16 protein-coding genes are annotated in these 20,317 nt (G+C 49.2%); 9 read left to right on the forward strand and 7 right to left on the reverse strand.

Annotated features, from left to right (window positions below; all coding sequences use genetic code 11):
* From WBG78_RS07465 to WBG78_RS07485, 5 genes are all read left to right on the forward strand, one after another.
* Positions 1–262, forward strand: a 262-nt coding sequence (locus WBG78_RS07465; RefSeq protein WP_337325772.1) for a hypothetical protein, incomplete at its 5' end; no start/stop codon positions are given.
* A 115-nt stretch (positions 263–377) separates the two neighbouring features.
* Positions 378–842, forward strand: coding sequence for a hypothetical protein (locus WBG78_RS07470; protein ID WP_337325773.1), 465 nt, complete (start codon positions 378–380; stop codon positions 840–842).
* 679 nt (positions 843–1,521) lie between these two features.
* Positions 1,522–2,925 (forward strand): ATP-binding protein, encoded by a 1,404-nt coding sequence (locus WBG78_RS07475; RefSeq protein WP_337325774.1) that lies wholly within the window; start codon positions 1,522–1,524, stop codon positions 2,923–2,925.
* Positions 2,926–3,009: 84 nt separating this feature from the next.
* Positions 3,010–4,671: an FAD-dependent oxidoreductase gene (locus WBG78_RS07480; RefSeq protein WP_337325775.1), complete on the forward strand. Its 1,662-nt coding sequence runs from the start codon at positions 3,010–3,012 to the stop codon at positions 4,669–4,671.
* A 43-nt stretch (positions 4,672–4,714) separates the two neighbouring features.
* Positions 4,715–4,990: a UBP-type zinc finger domain-containing protein gene (locus WBG78_RS07485; protein WP_337325776.1), complete on the forward strand. Its 276-nt coding sequence runs from the start codon at positions 4,715–4,717 to the stop codon at positions 4,988–4,990.
* A gap of 107 nt (positions 4,991–5,097) precedes the next feature.
* On the opposite strand, the gene WBG78_RS07490 is transcribed toward WBG78_RS07485, so the two are convergent.
* Positions 5,098–6,582, reverse strand: a complete 1,485-nt coding sequence (locus WBG78_RS07490; protein WP_337325777.1) for a glycine betaine ABC transporter substrate-binding protein — start codon at positions 6,580–6,582, stop codon at positions 5,098–5,100.
* The gene (locus WBG78_RS07495) at positions 6,579–7,325 is read right to left on the reverse strand and encodes an ATP-binding cassette domain-containing protein (RefSeq protein WP_337325778.1); all 747 of its coding nucleotides are present in this window, start codon (positions 7,323–7,325) and stop codon (positions 6,579–6,581) included. Before WBG78_RS07495 ends, WBG78_RS07490 begins: the two co-directional genes overlap by 4 nt.
* Positions 7,326–7,509: 184 nt before the next feature.
* Between WBG78_RS07495 and WBG78_RS07500 the strand changes: the two genes are divergently transcribed.
* Positions 7,510–9,291: a hypothetical protein gene (locus WBG78_RS07500; RefSeq protein WP_337325779.1), complete on the forward strand. Its 1,782-nt coding sequence runs from the start codon at positions 7,510–7,512 to the stop codon at positions 9,289–9,291.
* Positions 9,292–9,320: 29 nt separating this feature from the next.
* On the opposite strand, the gene WBG78_RS07505 is transcribed toward WBG78_RS07500, so the two are convergent.
* Positions 9,321–9,731, reverse strand: a complete 411-nt coding sequence (locus WBG78_RS07505; protein WP_337325780.1) for a response regulator — start codon at positions 9,729–9,731, stop codon at positions 9,321–9,323.
* 405 nt (positions 9,732–10,136) lie between these two features.
* Here WBG78_RS07505 and WBG78_RS07510 point away from each other — a divergent pair, with 405 nt between their 5' ends.
* A complete protein-coding gene (locus WBG78_RS07510) occupies positions 10,137–10,556 on the forward strand; it encodes a hypothetical protein (RefSeq protein WP_337325781.1) in 420 nt (139 codons plus the stop codon).
* Between the two features lie 871 nt (positions 10,557–11,427).
* Here the strand turns inward: WBG78_RS07510 and WBG78_RS07515 are convergent.
* The 3 genes from WBG78_RS07515 to WBG78_RS07525 all read right to left on the reverse strand — a co-directional run bounded on the left by WBG78_RS07515 (position 11,428) and on the right by WBG78_RS07525 (position 14,009).
* Positions 11,428–12,768 (reverse strand): Gfo/Idh/MocA family protein, encoded by a 1,341-nt coding sequence (locus WBG78_RS07515; protein WP_337325782.1) that lies wholly within the window; start codon positions 12,766–12,768, stop codon positions 11,428–11,430.
* A gap of 177 nt (positions 12,769–12,945) precedes the next feature.
* Positions 12,946–13,185: a hypothetical protein gene (locus WBG78_RS07520; RefSeq protein WP_337325783.1), complete on the reverse strand. Its 240-nt coding sequence runs from the start codon at positions 13,183–13,185 to the stop codon at positions 12,946–12,948.
* A gap of 140 nt (positions 13,186–13,325) precedes the next feature.
* Positions 13,326–14,009: a DUF421 domain-containing protein gene (locus WBG78_RS07525; RefSeq protein ID WP_337325784.1), complete on the reverse strand. Its 684-nt coding sequence runs from the start codon at positions 14,007–14,009 to the stop codon at positions 13,326–13,328.
* 913 nt (positions 14,010–14,922) lie between these two features.
* Between WBG78_RS07525 and WBG78_RS07530 the strand changes: the two genes are divergently transcribed.
* The gene (locus WBG78_RS07530) at positions 14,923–18,237 is read left to right on the forward strand and encodes a VCBS repeat-containing protein (protein ID WP_337325785.1); all 3,315 of its coding nucleotides are present in this window, start codon (positions 14,923–14,925) and stop codon (positions 18,235–18,237) included.
* A gap of 224 nt (positions 18,238–18,461) precedes the next feature.
* On the opposite strand, the gene WBG78_RS07535 is transcribed toward WBG78_RS07530, so the two are convergent.
* Positions 18,462–19,070, reverse strand: coding sequence for an RNA polymerase sigma factor (locus tag WBG78_RS07535; RefSeq protein WP_337325786.1), 609 nt, complete (start codon positions 19,068–19,070; stop codon positions 18,462–18,464).
* Between the two features lie 138 nt (positions 19,071–19,208).
* On the opposite strand from WBG78_RS07535, the gene WBG78_RS07540 reads away from it, so the two are divergent.
* Positions 19,209–20,273, forward strand: coding sequence for a FecR family protein (locus tag WBG78_RS07540; protein WP_337325787.1), 1,065 nt, complete (start codon positions 19,209–19,211; stop codon positions 20,271–20,273).
* Positions 20,274–20,317 lie beyond the last annotated feature (44 nt).

Below are 20,317 nucleotides of genomic sequence, written 5' to 3' on the forward strand. Positions count from 1 at the left end.
CGCGGCGACCCTACACACGGTACTACAACAGACATCAACCTATTTTAAAGTGTGGGAAAGCAAAGCCGCAGTCTCCCTTGTCTCGGAATTAAACAAACTACGAAGCGCGCGCTCTCCAAAAACAACTTTAGCAAACGCACTGAGCTTCCAAATCAACGCACCTCCCGAAAACTCTAAAACTCCCTTGCCTCCCGACCCTGCATTTTATTCGCGGCGACCCTACACACCGCACTACAACAGACATCAATCGATTTCCGACTGACGATTATTTCGATGTTTACAAAAGAATTGTGTATTTTGGAGGACGTGCTCATGAGTTGAGTTCCCACAAGCTCAATCTATCCGGCGCACGATCAGCTTTTATTTTCGAAATACGCTTGCCAGACAAGATTGAGATCAAGAGCAGGTCCAGGACCGGCTTTATTGTGGTGGTCATTGCTTCAACCTTTGCGTTGTGGTTGTACCTTGGGCAAAGCCATGGTTCTCTTGCAAATATCATGGCTTCATATCTTTGCCTCGGCGTCGTTTGTTATTCAGCGGTCCAGCATCATAGAAGAATAAACGACAGTTCAGTCAGGATCGAATTTTCTGAATTCGGAATAGTCATTGTTGATGAAGGTGCTCGTATAACATGGAATTCCGTTTCGCAGGTGAGGGTAGGGCATGGAAACATCCGAATTCAGGATCCCAGAAATGTTTATCTTATCATAACAATAGAAACCAGTCATAAACGATACATGAAGATCATTGATATTATGGACTGCGATGTTGATGCGAGGCAGGTTAATGAATTCTGTTGTCTGAGAATTCGGCAACACTTTGTATCTCCTGATTCGCTTTGATTAAAGGCTGCCTACTTCGACTAAGGCGTAGAAAGCAAAGCCCAGTCTCCAGTGCCTGCGGCGCTTCGCGCTGCCGTGCAATCGCGAGTGCAACGAAGCGGCTAGATGGTTTTAAGGTACGGCGTGAAAAGGGAACGCAACGCTCATCGGGCACGGTTGGAGCAGGACTTGCTTTCGGCTAGTACATCAGGAAGGATTAGGAATGCTTGTGATGGAAGTACGCATGAGTGGAACGGCAACGCAATCCCAATGGCAATGAACAGGATCCAACGTTGGCGGCGTTCGGGTACATGGGTTGAGCGACCTTATTTTACGGATAGAATCAGGCTAACTTTTTAACTGATGATTCAAAAAGGCGAGCAGTCCCGATAAGTCATGCCGTCGAGTAAAATCCAGTCGCTCAACCCATGTACCCGAACGCCGCCAACGTTGGCCCTGCTCCCCCGTGCCACGGCGATTATTTTACGGATAGAACTAGTCTAACTTTTAACTGATGATTCAAAAAAGCGAGCAGTCCGGTTAAGTCATGCCGTCGAGTAAAATCCAGTCGCTCAACCCATGTACCCGAACGCCGCCAACGTTGGCCCCACTCACCCGTGCCACGGCGATTACGATTTGCCAGACCGTCTCTTCCCGATGTGTGCTATTTCCGTATCTTTAAAAATTCCTGAACATAATCATGGACGAATCCCTCGTAGACGTTTTGCTCACCGTGCCCGAGTTTAAAGCCGTACCACGCGAGCACCTGGAATGGCTTGCCTCCAAAGGCGAGGTCATTGAGATGAAGGATGGCGAACACGCCTTTAAACCAGGCGACCCTATTGATGGCATGCGCATCGTCCTGCAGGGACAAATCAAGATCTACATGGAGCAGGGGGGAAGTCTTCGCTTCTTTGACGCCGTCGAAACACTCGAGATCACAGGACTGCTCCCATACTCCCGAATGAAAGGCGCCAGCGTTTACGGTATTGTCGCCGGCGACATGAAGGCGTTCACGTTGCATAAACGGTTTTTCCCCGAGATGATCCGCGACCATCACGAGCTGACGGAAGCACTCGTGCACTCGATGACAGACCGCGTGCGCTATGGGATGAAGCAACAGCAGATTAACGACAAGCTGGTATCTCTGGGAAAGTTGTCTGCAGGCATAGCCCATGAGTTGAACAATCCTTCCGCGGCTGTTGTGCGTGGTGCGCATGAATTGAAGAAACACCTGCGCAACGTACCCGATCGTTTTAAAGCAGTGATTCGGATCAAGGCTTCCGACAAGGAAGTGGATCAGGTTAACGATTTGCTTTTTCAGAAGATAGCCGCGAGCACATCGGCAAAGAAATTATCGCTGCAGGAGAAAATGTCGCGGGAGGATGAGTTGGCAGGTTGGATGGACGAGCGGGGCATGCCCGAAGCGTATGCCATGGCTGAAACACTGGCCGACTATAATTTCGACACCAGCGATCTTGAGTTTCTTTCTGCACTGGCGCGCAGCGAGGACCTGCCAGCGATCGTGATGTGGATCTGCCAGATGCTCACCACGGAGAGGCTGGTGAACGACATCGAAGAAGCATCGGGCAGAATCAATGCCCTGGTGTCTTCGATTAAGACTTATACGCATATGGATCGCGGTGTCGAAAAAGAGCGTGCCGATCTGCTGGCCGGGATCCGTAATACAATAACCTTATTAAGTCACAAGCTGAAGAGCGCAAACATTCACGTGACCGAAGACTTTCAGCAGGATCTGCCGCAACCACTCATCTACATAAGTATGATGAACCAGGTGTGGACGAACATTATAGATAACGCTATCGACGCGATGGAAGGCCGCACCGGAAATATGCTCGGGATTCATGCGCATCGTGATCGTGAATTTATCGCTGTCAGCATTATCGACAACGGACCGGGTATACCTAACGAAATACAGGATAAAATATTTGACTCATTCTTTACGACCAAACCGGTAGGGAAAGGCACGGGTCTTGGGCTGGAAATGGTTCGGCAGATTGTCCATCAGCAGCATCACGGCAAGGTGGAAGTACATTCACAGCCGGGACGTACTGAGTTTAAAGTTTGTATCCCTATTGATTAGGCTGAGTTGCATGCGCGATCATATTGTGTGACGGATAAGAGAGTGAGAGGAATAGTGAGTAACAGTGATAAGAGAAATTGACAGATGAAGAAACCGATATTGTTTGCTATTGACGACGACATACAGGTATTACGGGCCATCGTGCGCGACCTGCGTTCGGCGTATGGCAACGACTATAGAATTGTAAGCACAACGTCAGCGAACGAGGCATTAGAGGTGCTTAAAGACCTTAAGAACAAAGGTGAAGCCGTTGCGTTGTTTCTTGCAGATCAACGCATGCCTGAGATGCTTGGCGTTGACTTTCTATGTCAGGCGCGCACGTTCTTTCCCGATGCGCGACGCATGCTGATCACCGCGTACTCAGATACCGAAGCAGCCATTCGCGCGATCAACGAAGTTCAGCTTGACTATTATCTGACCAAGCCCTGGGATCCACCCGAAGAAAAACTTTTTCCTGTTCTGAACGATCAGCTGGATGAATGGCATAGCCATTATGTTCCGCTGTTCCAGGGCATTCGGATAGTGGGCTATCAATGGTCGCCGCGTTCGCACGAGATCAAGGACTTCCTCAGTGGCAACATGATCCCTTATCAATGGCTGGACGTTGAGTCAAACGAAGAGGCAAAGGAACAACTGAAGGTAAACAGGATCGACGAGAAGGACCTGCCTGTGGTGTTCTTCGAAGATGGATCATTCTTGTGCAACCCGGATATCCGTACCGTTGGTGAGAAGACGGGTATGCGATCGAAGGCATCGAAAACGATGTACGATGTCACCATCATCGGTGCAGGTCCGTCGGGTCTTGCTGCCGCGGTATATGGTGGATCCGAAGGACTTTCCACGGCACTGGTTGAAAAGCGCGCTCCCGGAGGACAGGCGGGCACGAGTTCACGCATTGAAAACTATCTTGGCTTCCCGAACGGTCTCAGTGGTTCTGAGCTGTCGCGTCGTGCGATCACGCAGGCGTCGCGATTTGGGGTTGAGTTCTTATCACCGCAGGAGGTAGTCAGCATTGAGCTCAGGAACAACTACAAGATCATTCAACTCTCCGACGGCAGCACGATTAATTCCCGGAGCGTGGTTATATCAACAGGGGTCGACTATAGAACACTGGAAGCCGAGAACGTTGAGCAGTTTACGGGCGCAGGTGTTTATTATGGCGCGGCCATGACGGAAGCTCAGTCCTGTTCTTCCAAAGACGTTTACGTGGTAGGAGGTGGAAACTCTGCAGGTCAGGGAGCTATGTATCTTTCACACTACGCCAGTAAAGTAAACATCGTTATACGAAAGGAAGACCTTAGCTCAACGATGTCGCAGTACCTGATCGATCAGATCAAAAAGACGCCTAACATAGAAATCATTTCCAACAGTGCGGTGACCAGAACTTTTGGCAACGGTAAACTGGAGGCCATAGAAATACTGGACCTCAACAGCAACACAACGCGGAAGGCTGAGACACCATCGCTGTTTATATTTATTGGCGCACGCCCTGTTACGAACTGGATCGGCCTGGATATCATCAAGGATGAGAAGGGGTTTGTCGAGACCGGTCGCGACTTGATCAAGTACGAATCCTTTCACAAGACCTGGAAGCTGAAGCGTGAGCCTTTCTTGCTGGAGACTTGTTGCCCGGGAGTATTTGCCGCCGGCGACGTACGTTCAGGTGCCATGAATCGCGTGGCATCGGCAGTGGGTGAGGGAGCCATGGCCATTAAGTTTGTACACGAATACCTCGCAGAGAACTAAGATCAACCGAACAAAAAATCAGCCGAACAAAGATCAACTCAAGATGGAATTCAAAGGAGAAGCTTGCCAGCATATTGTTTCATTGAACACACTGCTTCAACCGAAAGCACATCAATGTGAAGAATGTGTGAAGACGAAGAGCCGTTGGGTTCATCTGCGCACCTGTCAGACCTGCGGCGTTACTTTATGCTGCGATTCGTCGCCGAACAAGCACGCCACAAAGCACTTCCATGAAACAGGGCATCCGGTGATCATGTCGGCCGAGAAGGGTGAGTACTGGTTGTGGTGCTATCCTGACGAAAACTTCGTGGAGTATTGATTATTCCTTCACTCTCACACTGTTCCTCACGCTGCTCTTCACACTGTTCCTAATACTTCACTCTCACACTGTTCCTCACCCTGATTTCTCGAGCACAGTTGAGCGCTCTATTGCCGGTCGTCCATATACCTCGGTATCAGTACCCGCTGCACTAACTCAAATGCCAGCTCAACGAAAATGGCCAGCAAGGCCGCAGGTATCGCGCCCGTGAGGATCAGCTCATAGTTGTTCAATGCAAGTCCCGTTACAATATACTCGCCGAGACCGCCTGCGCCGATGAAGGCAGCAAGCGTGGCTGTTCCGATATTGATCACGGCAGCAGTTCTGATGCCGGCCAGTATCGCAGGCGTTGCCAATGGCAGCTCCAGGTACCGGAGCTTCTGCGCGGCACTCATGCCCAGTCCTTCCGCCACTTTCTTTAACGCGGGATCAATCGTCCGAAGCCCTGTTACGGTACTTCGAAGAATAGGTAGAAGTCCGTACAGGAACAGCGCAATGATCGCAGGTAATACGCCGATGCCGGTGATGGGAATAAGTACGGCCAGCAGGGCAATCGACGGAATGGTCTGAAGTAGTCCTGCCGTATAGAGCACCGTTGCAGACAACCGCTCATTCCAGTAAACAAAAACAGACAACGGCAAGGCTACCAGCACCGACAGTACAAGCGCAATAAGCGTCAGCTTAAGGTGGGTGAGGACCTTTGAAAGCACGTCAGCAGCCGACGTTCCTTCAGTTGCTTTTCGTTTACTGCGAATAAGCCCCTTGCGCGCAAGAAATGAAGCGGCGACGGTACCATACGAACGCTTACCAAACAATACTTCAGAATTCAACGATTGCATTTCGGTCTCGCTGATGCTTCCCACGAGTTTATTCACGGCACGGATGGCAGCGGGAGGTAATGAATGGCGATAGAGCGATACGGCACGATAGTCGGGAAAGTATTGGAGATCATCATCCAGTACGATCAGATCGTAGTAGTTGATTTCCCCATCGGTAGAATACGCGTCGGTTACATCCATTTTATCGGCACGCAGGGCTGAATACGCGAGCCCGTGCTCCATGCCGAACGCATTTTGCTCCAGCCCATAGGTTGCAGCAAGATTTTCCCAGCCATCCTGACGTTTCAGGAATTCATAGCTCACACCAATGCGAAGCGACTGTGCCCTCAGATCGCTGATATTTTCAATGCGCAGCGACGTCGCCTTTACACGCGACATAACAAGTGCATACTTATTCTCAAAACCGTATGGCCCAGACACGCCGAGCTGCTGTTTTTCAAGTAAACTTTTCAGCGTGTCAAGAGGCACCTGCCTGTTCAACTTGAGGATCTCAGCAGACAAAGTGCCGGTATACTCTGGATAAATATCAATCTCGTCGTGCTGAAGTGCACTGAAACAAACCATAGTACCGCCGAGGTTGAATTTCCTCTCTACGGTGAAGCCTTCGTCCTCAAGAATCAAGGCGATCATTTCACTCAGCAGGTAACCTTCCGTAAAATGTTTGGCACCTACTCTTATTGCCTGACCATGCAGTCTGCAAACATTCAGCACGGACAGCATCACTACGAGGAGAATGACGGGTAACCTGCTCATGCGTTTCCGGGCTTGAGATGTTGATACGCCGAATACCGGAAAAGTTTCTGCACGAGTTCACTGCTCGATTGCTGAACTTCCACTGCGGTACCCATAGCTTCCACGTTGCCATGGCTGAGTACAAGCAGTTGATCTCCCAGCCGAAGAGCTTCCGTCATGTCATGCGTAATGAGCACCGTGGTGTAATGGGCTTCAGCCTGCAGGGTGAGAAGTTGTTGCTGGATCTCGATACGGGTGATGGCATCTAACGACCCCAGGGACTCGTCCATGAGCAGTATCGATGGTGAGCCATAGAGCACCATGCAAATGGCCGCCCGTTGTTGTTCGCCACCAGAAAGCTGACGAGGGTGGCGTTGCCGGTAGCTGAGCGGCAGTCCCATGCGCGACATTAGTTCATCTATGCGTTTCGACTCGGTTACTTCTCCGCGAATGCGTGCCGTTAATGCTATGTTCTGCTCGATGGTCAGGTGTGGAAAGAGACTCGTGCCCTGAACCAGGTAGCCGATACGCCGGCGGAGAGTCTGAAGCGCCTGGTAGTCGATCGGTTTCCCGAAGACACTAACGGTACCGCTATTGGGCCGCAGCAGCCCATTGATGAGCTGTAGCATCGTCGACTTGCCGCTTCCGCTCGGCCCGACAATCGTGGTCACCTTGCCTTCAGGCAGCGACAGATCCAGATCGACCGACGGCGACTGCGCGCCGTGCCGGAAGGTAACCCGTTCGAATACTATGGGGGAGCTCATGGTTGCAAAGTGAGCAAATTAACAATTCTGCGCCATCCATGCTGCGATGAAGATGCCTTCATATGGGCCGATGTTTCCTCTCATGGCAGATGCCAGCTCTTTCCGGGCATATATCTGCTTTGAGATTTCTGGCAATCGATGTAAGTTTAGTAAACCTTACACCTTCATTCTAACTGAACGACTTGTGCGTTCTATAACGATTACGTTTCTGCTAACACTGACTCTTGCGACCGCGAATGCGCAGGAAAAAGCGGATTCTGCTAAAACGTCGCTTACCGCGAAAGCCTTCCGTGCCGGATTGAAACTCGTGTCAACCAATCCAACAGACACCATCGTCAACGTAAAAAGTACGGACAACTTTGCTCAGTATACTGGCAAGATCATCCGCAAGATCTTTATTGAACGTTTTGGATTTGAGAAGTCTATTTATGATACCACCAAAAAGGTGACAACCACGATCACCAAACTCGCTAATGCATTGCATAGCGACACCCGTGAAAGAACGATCCGTCAACATATACTCTTTGAAAAATATCAGCGCCTTAATCCTTACGAGCTTGCCGACAACGAACGATTTATTCGTGACAAAGACTTTATTCTTGATTGTCGTATAGTGGTGATCCCTGTTGAAGGCACTGACTCGGTGGATATAAGCGTGATCACGCGCGACGTATTTAGCCTCGGTGCTACTATCGGCGGCAGCTTTCCTACGGCTCCGAAGATTGGCCTGTACGATGCGAATATCTTTGGAAAAGGGCAACGTCTCGAGTTTACGGCACTACTGGATCAGGACAGGTCGCCAAAATTCGGTTACGCGGTTTCGTATAAGAAGAGCAGCCTGCTTGGAACTCTCACCAACATCGAGCTGCAATACACGCAAATCAATACGGGCATAAGCGTTGGTGACGAATCCGAGTTTGCCTTTCTCGGGCGTCTAAACCGACCGTTGGTTTCGCCCTACCTGAGGCTGGCGGGAGGACTCGAGGTTAGTCGCAACTGGTCGTCAAATGTATACAACGAACCGGATAGCACATTCCTCGACTATGAATACAAGATTTTCAACAGCTGGATCGGCTATAACATCGGAATAAAGAAGGCCTCCGCTTCGCGCGGGCGACAGTTTCTTGCGGTCCGTTATTTTGATGGCTATTACCTGGACGCACCAGACCTGTCAGAGGACCAGCGTGAGCCAAGGTACAGCAGTGGTTATGGATATCTCGCTGAATTTAGTTTCTATAAGCAGAACTATTACAAGACGCGATATGTCTTCGGATTCGGTCGTACTGAGGATATCCCTTATGGAATTTCAATAGGTATCACCGGCGGTTATGTTCGCGAGGTTGAGGTAGAAAGGCCATACGGAGCGTTCAAAATTCGATTCGCCGATGCAAGCAAGAAGGGAAATTTCTATCGCTTAAGTTTTCAAAGCGGAGGCTATTTCCGCGATGGCGGTCTGGAGGACTTCATTATCCAGGGTACGTCTTCATACTTTACACGCGCGCTTAATGTAAGTCGTTCCAAGTTCAGAGCTGTACTGGGTGCGGATTACACACAACTCTTGAACCGGAACGTTTCCGATTGGCTTAAGATGAGCAACAATTACATACCCGGTTTCAGCGCCGATAGTGTCATCGCCGACAAGCGACTCACGCTAAACTTCCAATCAGTTCTTTATACGCCGCTTGCCATCCTGGGATTTCGCATGGCGCCGTTTACCGAAATCGATATGGTGATGGTGAATTGCAAAGAGTGCCGGTATCAACGCAACAGCTACTGGGGTTTGAGTGCAGGATTAAGGACGCGAAATGAAAACCTCATCTTTGGAACCATCGAAGTCAAGGCAACATACATTCCGCAGGATGAATACGGCAAAAGTAAGTTCGTCTTCGGCTTCAGACAAAATCTTAGAGTGAAGAACACCGGAACGTTTGCCAGCGAACCAACTTTGATAAGATACAATCAGTGACGATGCAAGTTGCTGGCAGCGGGTAACTATCAATTGATGTTTACAGCAAAATGTGTGATCAGTATCGTCAGCATGTTGCACACTCCAAGGTGATTGTAAGGCTTAAGATACAGTGCATGCGCGCCCATCCTGAGTAATTCCGCTTGCATATGAGATACGGGTTGAGGGGAGTGCACGATCACCGGTATGTTCTTTACAAGCTGGCGGGCTTTGGCAATCTTTAAAAAATCCAGCGCATCGACTCCTGGCATATTGTATTCGATAATTACGTAGTCAGGTACGATGTCGGAATGAACCAGCAGGTCTATTGCTTCGTCAGACGCGGTGGCAAGCATAAAGAACGTCTCCGGAGCTACTGCTTCCATGGCCTTGATAAAGATGGCCTGCTCTTCATTGTCACTGTTGATTAAAAGACACGTCTTGATCGTTGGTAGCCTCACACGTATTAAATTTTTATTACTTCATGCCCCTGTCGTTACAGAATCACTCCGATCACCATGTGTCAATAAACGAATTATAGAAATGCCAAATCAAAAGTAGTCCATTAAAAGAGGATTAATCTATATGACCGGAAAGTCGTTGGCGTTTTAATGTGCTTTTAACTTAATTTTAATCAATGCCTTCGCAGGTAATCTGAAGCAGCGATTAACTTTGATAGAGATTTCCGAAAGCGACGTAAATGTTTAGTTCCGGGAATGCCCACTTTTGCCGGTGGGTTTTCCCTTTTTTTCATCTCCTGATATAAGTGCAATTTCTAATGCTTATATCCGACAATTCTAAGCCAGTCTTGAAGTCTTGATATTTTGTGGAGCCTTCGGATTGTATTTCAATAATCAATACGACAAGTGAACAAGCCATATATCGTTTTAGTCGACAATGATCCTTCGAACCTTGAGTTCCTGGAGAACTTGATTTATGAGATTCGGCCAAAATCTCAATGTGTCAGTTTTATTTTCGGTGATGAGGCCATTGACGCTCTCTGTCATCAGTTCAGACAGGTTCCTGAGTTTGTCTTCATTAATGCAAATTTGAAACGGACGTCCGGTAGCCGGTGTCTTTCGATGCTTCGCAGTGATGGCCGATTCAATGATTGCTGTATTGGTATCTTCTCATTGTGCATGCCCGAAGCGTTAGCAGACACTTATAAGTTAATGGGTGCAGACTTTGCGTTCCAGCGCCCGATATCGCTGCCGGAAGGACAGGTAATTCTGGAAGATATTTTCACGACGGCACGAAAACATAAGAGCGGTCATAGAGTTGCATAGCCAGCGGCTTACGGCCGAGTAAAATCCATACGATCAAGTCCTGTATGTATCACAAGCTGCATAAGTACAACGGATCATTTGTCCATTACAGCGCTTGCGGCGTGCTATCGCGAGTGCAACTAAGCGGCCATGTGGTTTAAAAATCGGTGGGGAAACTGCAACGCACACATGCTCAGATAACAGCATCGCGCAACGCTGACGAGAAGAAAATGTTCAACGACACTGTTCCTCAAAGAATAACGATAAAACACGCACGACAATGCTGATTCCAACCTATATCGGGAGCATCCAACGTTAGGCGCGTTCGTGGGCAGGGTTTGAGCGACCTTATTTTACGAATAAACCCAGGAGCATTTTATTTACCTACAACTGACGGAGACGAGCAGTCCCCTTCGATCGCAGAGTCGGGTAAAATCCAGTCGCTCAAACCCTGTAACCTCAAATCTGCATGCTGATCGCAAAAATGTGTAAGTGCAAGGATTACATGCACAATATATCGCTTGCGGCGTGCTATCGCGAGTGCAACGAAGCGGCCATGTGGTTTAAAAATCGGTGGGGAAACTGCAACGCACATGCTCAGATAACAGCATCGCGCAACGCTGACGAGAAGAAAATGTTCAACGACACTGTTCCTCAAAGAATAACGATAAAACACGCACGACAATGCTGATTCCAACCTATATCGGGAGCATCCAACGTTAGGCGCGTTCGTGGGCAGGGTTTGAGCGACCTTATTTTACGAATAAACCCAGGAGCATTTTATTTACCTACAACTGACTGAGACGAGCAGTCCCCTTCGATCGCAGAGTCGAGTAAAATCCAGTCGCTCAAACCCTGTCCACGAACGCGCCTAACGTTGGACACCCTCCACTCATACTGTTGGAATTTCCCAACCGTTGTGATACGTTGGCGTTAAGAACTTATTCGCTTCAGCGTTGTCTTTAAAACGCATCGCTGCCTTATCCCAGAAGAGCTTGTTGCCCGTCCGATACGCAATGTTTCCCATCTGCGCATTGATTGCCGCTACGCTTCCCGAGCGCAACGGCGTATTGAGCATCGACTGATCATTCTTCTTCACCGCATCAATAAAGTTCTTTGCATGCAGGTCGAGATAGCTTACACCTTCCGGTGTTTTTGCCGCCTCGATGATCTCCATCTTTCCCTTGCCGCGATTACTGTATCCATCTGCTTCCCGCTCAATTAGCACTTCATAGCCGCCGCGGTTGACTACAAGCGTGCCGTTGTTGCCAATGAATGCGATGCCTTCCGTGCGATTATAGGGACCGTTGTCGATTCCCGTGGCGTGCTCCCAAAGCATGTTGAACTTGTCGTATTGAAAGATAGCCTGGAGCGTGTCTGGCGTTTCAGCAGGATCATCGGGATAGGCAAGCTTGCCACCGCTCGCGACGACGGAAATAGGAGCCAGTGCCTGCATCGCATAGAGGGCGATGTCTATTTCGTGAACACCCCAGTCGGTCATCAATCCTCCGGCGTAATCCCAGAACCAGCGGAAGTTGAAATGAAAGCGGTTGGGGTTGAACTTCCTTTTTGGTGCAGGACCAAGCCAAAAGTCATAGTCGACGCCGGCGGGTACGGCGGAGTCGGGCATTGGGTTCATGGGTTTCATCCATCCCTGGTAGGCCCAGACTTTCACCACGCGGATGTTGCCAAGCACACCTGACTGAACAATCTCTACGGCCTTTTTGTAGTGAGGCCCGCTGCGCTGCCATTGTCCCGCCTGAACGACTTTGCCGGTCTTCTCCTGTGCCTTTACCATCAGGTTACATTCTTCGATGCTGTTGCCGACGGGTTTCTCCACGTATACATGTTTGCCCGCTGTAACGGCGTCAACCATGATCTTGCAATGCCAGTGGTCGGGTGTACCGATGACGACGGCATCGATCGACTTATTGCGCAGCAGCTCGCGATAGTCGCTGTAGGTGGTAGGTACGTTCTTGCGCATCGACGCATATTCGCTCTTGCGTTTAGCCACTACGTTACTATCGACATCGCAGATAGCGACCAGGTCGACGTCCTCCTGTTTCATCAGCGCCTTCACGTTCGACCAGCCCATTCCGTTGCAGCCGATAACGCCGATGTTCACTTTGTCGTTCGCCGACGTGCGTCTGTTCTTCGAAAACAGTTCATTGGGGAGACCCAAGCCCGCGGCCATGGCCATAGTTGTTCCCTGGATAAATTTCCTGCGTTGCATAGTGCTTCTGGTTGTATTATTAAAAGTATCGAATATTGATGACTTGCAGATCATCTCGTAGAAAACCTTTTACAGAATGCACGACGTTATAGCCGGAGACGCCCATTAATAAGCTATCGTCCAGGACTGCCTATCAGGCACAGCGCGTGGTATTCAACCTCTATTTCTCAGATTTGATTACACAGTTCCACTTTTTTCTGCAGCACTTTTGGCCGCCCTCGAATCATTAATGAACTGTATGGCGTTGGAAACTATTGGACCAACTAATGGACCTATCCTCGAAAGCCAGCCACGGCTTTTAGACTTTAGACGCGTCTGCAATTGCGGACCGCTTTCATGGGCGAATAGTATACCTATTGCGGCGCCAGCCGCTGCGGCAGCGGCAATGGCGAGGAGACATTTGTTACTGGAGTTCATAAACTGTCAGAGTTTAAATTGTTTTCTGTTTACGGCATCAACTTTTGAGCCATGCCGAGCCTTAAGATTCCGACTTCCATTTCATTTGCGCGACGGCCCTGCACCTTGGCTCGCGAAAGCTCTGCGGTTTGTTGCAATGATTACGTCACTCGTTTTGTCTGCATCGATCGCGTCCACTTTTTCCCTTCACACACCGGACAAGTATAACTTCCGGATTCAATTCTCCTTAGCTCACCACACCGACAGCAGCAATAACTACCCGGTTCAACGACTTCCGACAACTGGCAGCTAAACAACTCTGGAAGTATCGGCAGTCCGGCCCTCACTTCTTCATCGGCGTAAAAGTAAATGCTGATATCGCCCGATGTTTCGAGGTACGCCTTTCTGACCTGCCCCAGATGTTCAACGCCTTTTAGCCGCAGTTCTGTGAAGAACTCGTCCTGGGCGAGACTTTCTCTCTCAAACTTTTGAATGGAGAATTTTCCTTCGTCTACCAGGCACTCTGTCCTTCCTTCAAAGAATTTTTCAACCGTATGACTTTTGCCTGTGAGCCACGTGATGAAGCGGTATAATGTCAGAACGATGACGAAAACAATAAATGCATGAAGGATCCCAACATCTTCATAAAACATCGGATCGCCCGCTGCCGAGCCGAGTGAAATGATGATAACCATTTCAAACACCGACAGCTGCTTCACCCCACGCTTGCCAGCGAGCTTTAGCACGACGAGCAACGTTAGGAACATGATAGCCGTTCGCATGACGATCTCGAGAAGGAACTCCATAGGAGCCTCATTTACGAGAATTCTTTCCCAATCAAACATAGATCGATATGTTAGATAACTTGATTGCTAATGGCCATTCAATATTGTGCCACTAGTGGCTCCGCGGTTTCCTTGCTACGCGAACATTGAGTGACTGGGGGAGGACCGGTAATTTATTGTAATCTTGCAGTGCCTTGTTGGCCTGGAGGAACTTATTAATTCCTGAGACTGCAATCTGCCTTGCTCCCCGGGTAACAATTTGCGCATCGATGAAAAAAATTACACGCTGGTTTTTGGGGAGGAACAGTGGAGCTCTGCCCGGAACATAGGCTAATCGCTGTGTGTTTGTCTGCAGTATTCAGCGTGCTTGGACCTACTCTAAATCTCCCTTTCCTCCCGACCCTGCATTTTATTCGCGGCGGCCCTACACATTTACTACACGCAGCCACCAACCGAAATTAAAGTGTGGGAAAGCAAAGCCGCAGTCTCCCGTGCCTGCGGCGCTCCGCGCTGCCTCGGAATTAACCCAGCTATAGTCACCAAGTCATCAAAATGAAACCATAGCAAACGTAGACACCTTTCAAATCAAAGCACCTCCCGAAAACTCTAAATCTCCCTTTCCTCCCGACCCTGCATTTTATTCGCGGCGGCCCTACACATTTACTACACGCAGCCACCAACCGAAATTAAAGTGTGGGAAAGCAAAGCCGCAGTCTCCCGTGCCTGCGGCGCTCCGCGCTGCCTCGGAATTAACCCAGCTATAGTCACCAAGTCATCAAAATGAAACCATAGCAAACGTAGACACCTTTCAAATCAAAGCACCTCCCGAAAACTCTAAAACTCCCAAGCCTCCCGACCCTGCATTTAATTCGCGTGGCGGCCCTACACACCATCCTACAATGCACTTAAAAAAATCCTCCTCCCACCCGGGAAAACCTTCCGCAAATCTTCTCTCTACCACGATAGCACCGAAATGCGCATACACCTATCGTTAACTTTAAAGCTTGTAGTCTACCTTTTAATGTTCTTCACCGGGTGCGTGGAGCACCAGGACCGCCACTTGTTCTCCAGTATCTCTTCCTCTCGCAGCTCCGTAACCTTCAACAACATCATTCACGAGTCTGACAGCCTCAATATTCTCACCTTTGAATACATCTACAACGGTGGGGGTGTCGGCATCGGCGATGTCAATAACGACGGTCTCCAGGACATCCTGTTCACTGGTAACATGGTCTCCAGCAGGCTATATATTAATCGTGGAGACTTTCACTTTGAAGACGTCACCGAAAAGTCAGGTGTGTCTACCGCCTCCTGGTGCACCGGAGTTTCCATAATCGACATCAACCAGGACGGACTTCTTGATATCTACATCAGCACGGCGAATCCTTTGAAGCCAGATGTGTCGCCGAATCTTCTGTTCGTCAATCAGGGTGTTGACGACGATGGTGTTCCTCTTTTCAAAGAAGAGGCCGATTCCATGGGACTTGCCGATAAATCGTATTGTGTGCAGTCTGCCTTTCTCGACTACGACCTTGACGGCGACCTCGATGTATATCTGTTGACGAACTACATTGAAAAGTACAATCGGAACACACCGTATGGACAGCGGCATGATGGTACTGGCAACAGCGTCGACAAGCTGCTGAGGAATGAAGGAATCGTGGATGGCAAACCACATTACAGCGATGTTTCAGCTGAGTCCGGCATTCTGTCAGATGGATGGGGACTCGGCATCGTCGTCAATGATATTAACCGGGATGGCTATCCGGACATTTACGTCGCGAACGACTTCATGGCCAACGATCATCTGTACATCAATAATGGAGATGGTTCATTTTCAAATTCCATTGATCAATATCTGCGACATCAGGAGCACGATGGCATGGGAGTTGATATCGCAGACATGAACAACGACGGACTTAACGACATCATCGCTCTCGACATGATGCCTGAAGACAACCGCAGGCAGAAGGCCATGTTCTCCAACAACCCTTACGATCGCTTTCAACTAAATCTTAAGAAAGGTTATCAGCCGCAGTACGTTCGAAACGTGCTTCAACTTAATAACGGCAACAACACCTTCAGCGACATTGGATACCTCTCTGGCGTGTATGCCACAGACTGGAGCTGGTCTGCTTTGTTTGCCGACGTAGATAATGATTCGTACAGAGACATTTTTATTACGAACGGGTTCAGGAAGGATATCACCGACCTTGACTTTGTTGCCTATAGCAACGATGCGAAGAGGTTTGGTACGTCGGGTGAAAAGCTAATGCGATCCAGGGAGGCCGTTGAACATCTTGAGGGAGTACTGAAACCCAACTGCCTGTTTCAGAACAATGGTGATCTCACTTTCAGCGACCAGGCATCGGCGTGGGGATTGAACGAAAAGACTTATTCAACTGGTGCGGCATACGCCGATCTTGATAATGACGGTGACCTCGACCTCGTCGTCAATAATATCAACCAGGAAGCGTCGATATATGAGAACCACAGTGAGCGCGACCCTGAGCAAGCACATTATCTTCGGATCGGCCTCATGGGCAAAAAGGGTAATCGGGCAGGAGTAGGGGCAAAGCTTTGGGTGTACAGCGGCGGTGCCATGCAATACGCAGAACATCAACTGCAGCGTGGGTATCAATCGACGGTGGATGCAGTCGAACATATTGGGCTGGGCGCTTCATTGACTATCGACTCAATACGCATCACATGGCCGGGAGGAGCGACAGAAGTTAAAAAGGCTGTTTCGGTCGATCGTCAAATCACCTTTTATGAAGATAGCGCGATGTTTGACTCAGGTAGCAAAGAACGACGTAACGTTCGGAGCACGTCTTTCAGAGAGGCACATGCAGAACACCGTATTCACTATCGTCACGATGAAGACGATTTTGTTGATTATAAGCAGGGACAACCTCTTCTGCTGCACAAGTATTCACAGGACGGACCCTGTGTAACCGTTGGCGATATCAACGGCGATGGTCTTGACGACTTTGTTATTGGTGGTGCTGTTGGCAGGCCGGCTCAAATTTTTGCCCAGCGTGCTGATGGCACATTCGAACAGGATTCTCTTCCCGCGAAATTGTCGGAAGATCAGGGCCTGCTACTGTTCGATGCCGATGGCGACCATGATCTCGACCTGTACTGCGTGAGCGGCAGCGTGGAGCACGATTTTGCCTCCAGTGCCTACCAGGACCGGCTCTACATCAACAACGGACGTGGCAAGTTTGCATTGAATCCTAACTCCCTTCCCGACACTGGCAGCAGCGGAAGTTGTGTCATAGCGGCCGACTTTGATCACGACAACGACCTGGACCTTTTCGTCGGAGGAAGGGTAGTTCCCGGCCGCATTCCCGAACAGGCAGAAAGTTATCTGCTTCGCAATGACGGCGGTCGCTTTACCAATGTGATATTGCGAGTAGCCACTGAGTTGGCGAGCGCAGGAATGGTTACTTCTGCCTTATGGACAGACGTCGACAACGATGGCTGGGCTGACCTTGTTATCGCGGGTGAGTGGATGCCGGTGAGCATTTATAGAAACAACCATGGAAAGGCCTTTGAGGAAATCTACGCCGGTCCATCGGGGTGGTGGAATAGCATCTCCGGCGGCGATATCGATAATGACGGCGACACAGACTATGTGCTGGGCAACCATGGATTGAACTCGGTGTTCAAGGCTTCAGAGAGCGAGCCCATCACGCTTTACGCAAAAGACTTCGACGACAACGGTTCAATAGATCCGATCGTGACACGCTACATTCAGGGCAGGGAGTTTCCCGCGCATTACCGCGAATCAATGACCGAACAGATGGTAACCTTACGCCGCAAGCTGCAAACTTATGCGGCCTACGGACAGATGACGCTAACGGACGTGCTACCTGCAGGAGCTTTGAATGATGCGCGGGTTTTAACGGTTACTTGCCTCGCGTCGTCGTTGCTGATCAACCAGGGCGATGGAAAGTTTGACTTGCGTCCGTTGCCATCGCAGGCACAATTTGCTCCGCTCAATGGAACTGCAATAACCGATGTCAACGGCGATGGAAGCCCGGACATCATTGGCGTCGGAAACAATTATGCGTGGGAAACTTTATCCGGGCGGCACGACGCAGGAATTGGAATATGTATGCTGGGGGATGGTCGTGGCAATTTTGTATCTGTCCCTCCAGTGACGAGCGGCTTTTTTGCGAACAAGGACGCAAGAGCGCTGGCAGGATTAAAGCTTGCATCGGGAGATCGCTTGTGGATAGTGACCAACAATCGCGACAGTATACAGGCATTTCGATCCCGTTAGGGATCATCGATCAATAGCAACGAATGTATTCGATGCCGTGGGCATCTCAGATCAATAGCAACGAATGTATTCGATGCCGTAGGCATCTCAGATCAATAGCAACGAATGAAGAAGAGCAGAAATCGTGCGACAGATAATTTTATGTCGAAGGGCAAATCAATCATCGCACGAAATGCACGAACGAAATTCTTTCCCGACGAGATCCAATTTCCAATCCAATCTCTTTAAAGAAAGCTGAACAAAACCGATGGAGCAATCCTTCCCTTGTTCTGCCGAAGGTTAGCGATGGCAAGGTGGACAAGATTATAAACCGTCTTCACTTTGAGGTCCATGATCGTTGCCGCTTCTTCGTAAGATAACTCCTCATAGTAGATAAGGAAAATCGCTTCCTTTTGCTTGGGCGAGAGCGTATCAATAAACTGACGGATCTTTTCGCTCACGTCTGCATTCTCCCGCTGCGTAATGTAGTGTGCCGTATGGGATAGAGAGAAACTGAAACTCTCGATGTCTTTCATCGGGGTTCGCGATAGCAGCGAAAGTTTATAAATGATCTTTGTTCTCAGCGATTTAAAAAGATACGACTTGACGTTGGTAACATCTCCAAGTCTTTCATGTGAGTTCCAGATGCCTGCGAAGAGATCCTGAATACAATCTTCGATAAGTGCTGAATCACGACGCACTTTCATTCCATAATTGTAGAGCACTTTCAGATACCTCGTGTAAAAAAAGGAAAAGGCATTCTTGTTCCCCGCCTTAAGATCCTTCCAGACTTCAGCTTCGTGCAGATGGGAAAAGTCCTGGTTGGGTTGAGGTATGTCGAGAGATTGACTCAATGCTAAGAGATGTGATCGTTTTCAAATATTAGAAATAGCTTTCGATTTCGCAAACGCTTGCATTCAAATAGTGTGAATGGTGTCTGTTTATAAGACATAATAAAATATTTGTGTATCGGCCGGGAAAAATGGACGAAGATGTGCTCTTATCATTATTCACGCACTCATTATATCGTTTTGACAACGGATTATTCAAAATATCAGGTAGAGGATTTTGTTGCCGATCCCTACTTCATCAAGTGGGTTAAGTCGCCGGAGCCGCAACATATTGCCTTTTGGACGGCATTCCTTTCCAGGCACCCTGCGTGTACTGCACGGGTTGACGAAGCAAGGCAGATTGTGTTGCAGCTGGACTTCAGTGAAGACGAGCTTCCGGAGGGAAAGGTTGTCGAACTTTGGGACCGTATAAATCAGGCCGCTGGGAAGGCCGATCTTCCTATGGCTGAAAGCAAGTTTAGCTTTCGTATATACTACAGGATTGCCGCTGCTTTATTGCTGTTGGCATTGACCTTCGTTGGCTATTACCGCTACATCCATACGATCACCATCAGAACGACATTTGGCGAGTCACGTGCGCTCTTTCTTCCCGACAGCACGAAGGTGACTCTTAATTCCAACTCAGAGCTGCGCTACCGTGCGGGCGACTTCCTAAGGCATAGGAGGACCGTTGCACTGAAAGGAGAGGGGTTCTTTGCTGTAACGCATCAGTCCGACGAAAGCAACTTCGTCGTGCACACGGAGGAGCTGGATGTTGAGGTGCTCGGTACAAAGTTTAATGTCAACAGCAGACGCGGCAAAACGCAGGTGGTGCTGCAGGAAGGGAAAGTAAAACTTGATATGAATGGAGCACCGGTTGTTATGAAGCCGGGAGAGCTGGTTGAATTCTCAGGTACACACGAGGCGGCAATAAAGAGAAACGTGGATACGGATAATTACTCCGCATGGCGCAACAATCGCCTCGTGTTTTCGCGCAAGTCATTGAAGGAAATCGCACAGCTGCTCGAAGATAACTACGGTTACAAGGTTGTACTCGACGACGCGGCATTGAATCAACGGAATTTTACGGGAACGTGCTCCAGCGAGAACGTTGAAGAGTTGTTTGAAAAGCTTTCAATCGTATTTGATCTGGACGTCAGCAGGTCCGGCAACGTCGTCACTATCCAAAGCAAAAAAGAAAAACCCAAACAGCCTTCACTGCAATGAAGATGCCGTCTGGGCCTTGTTTAATTAAAATACCTGTTTCAAAA

This window comes from Chryseolinea sp. T2 (assembly GCF_037203685.1).
Lineage (GTDB): Bacteria > Bacteroidota > Bacteroidia > Cytophagales > Cyclobacteriaceae > Chryseolinea.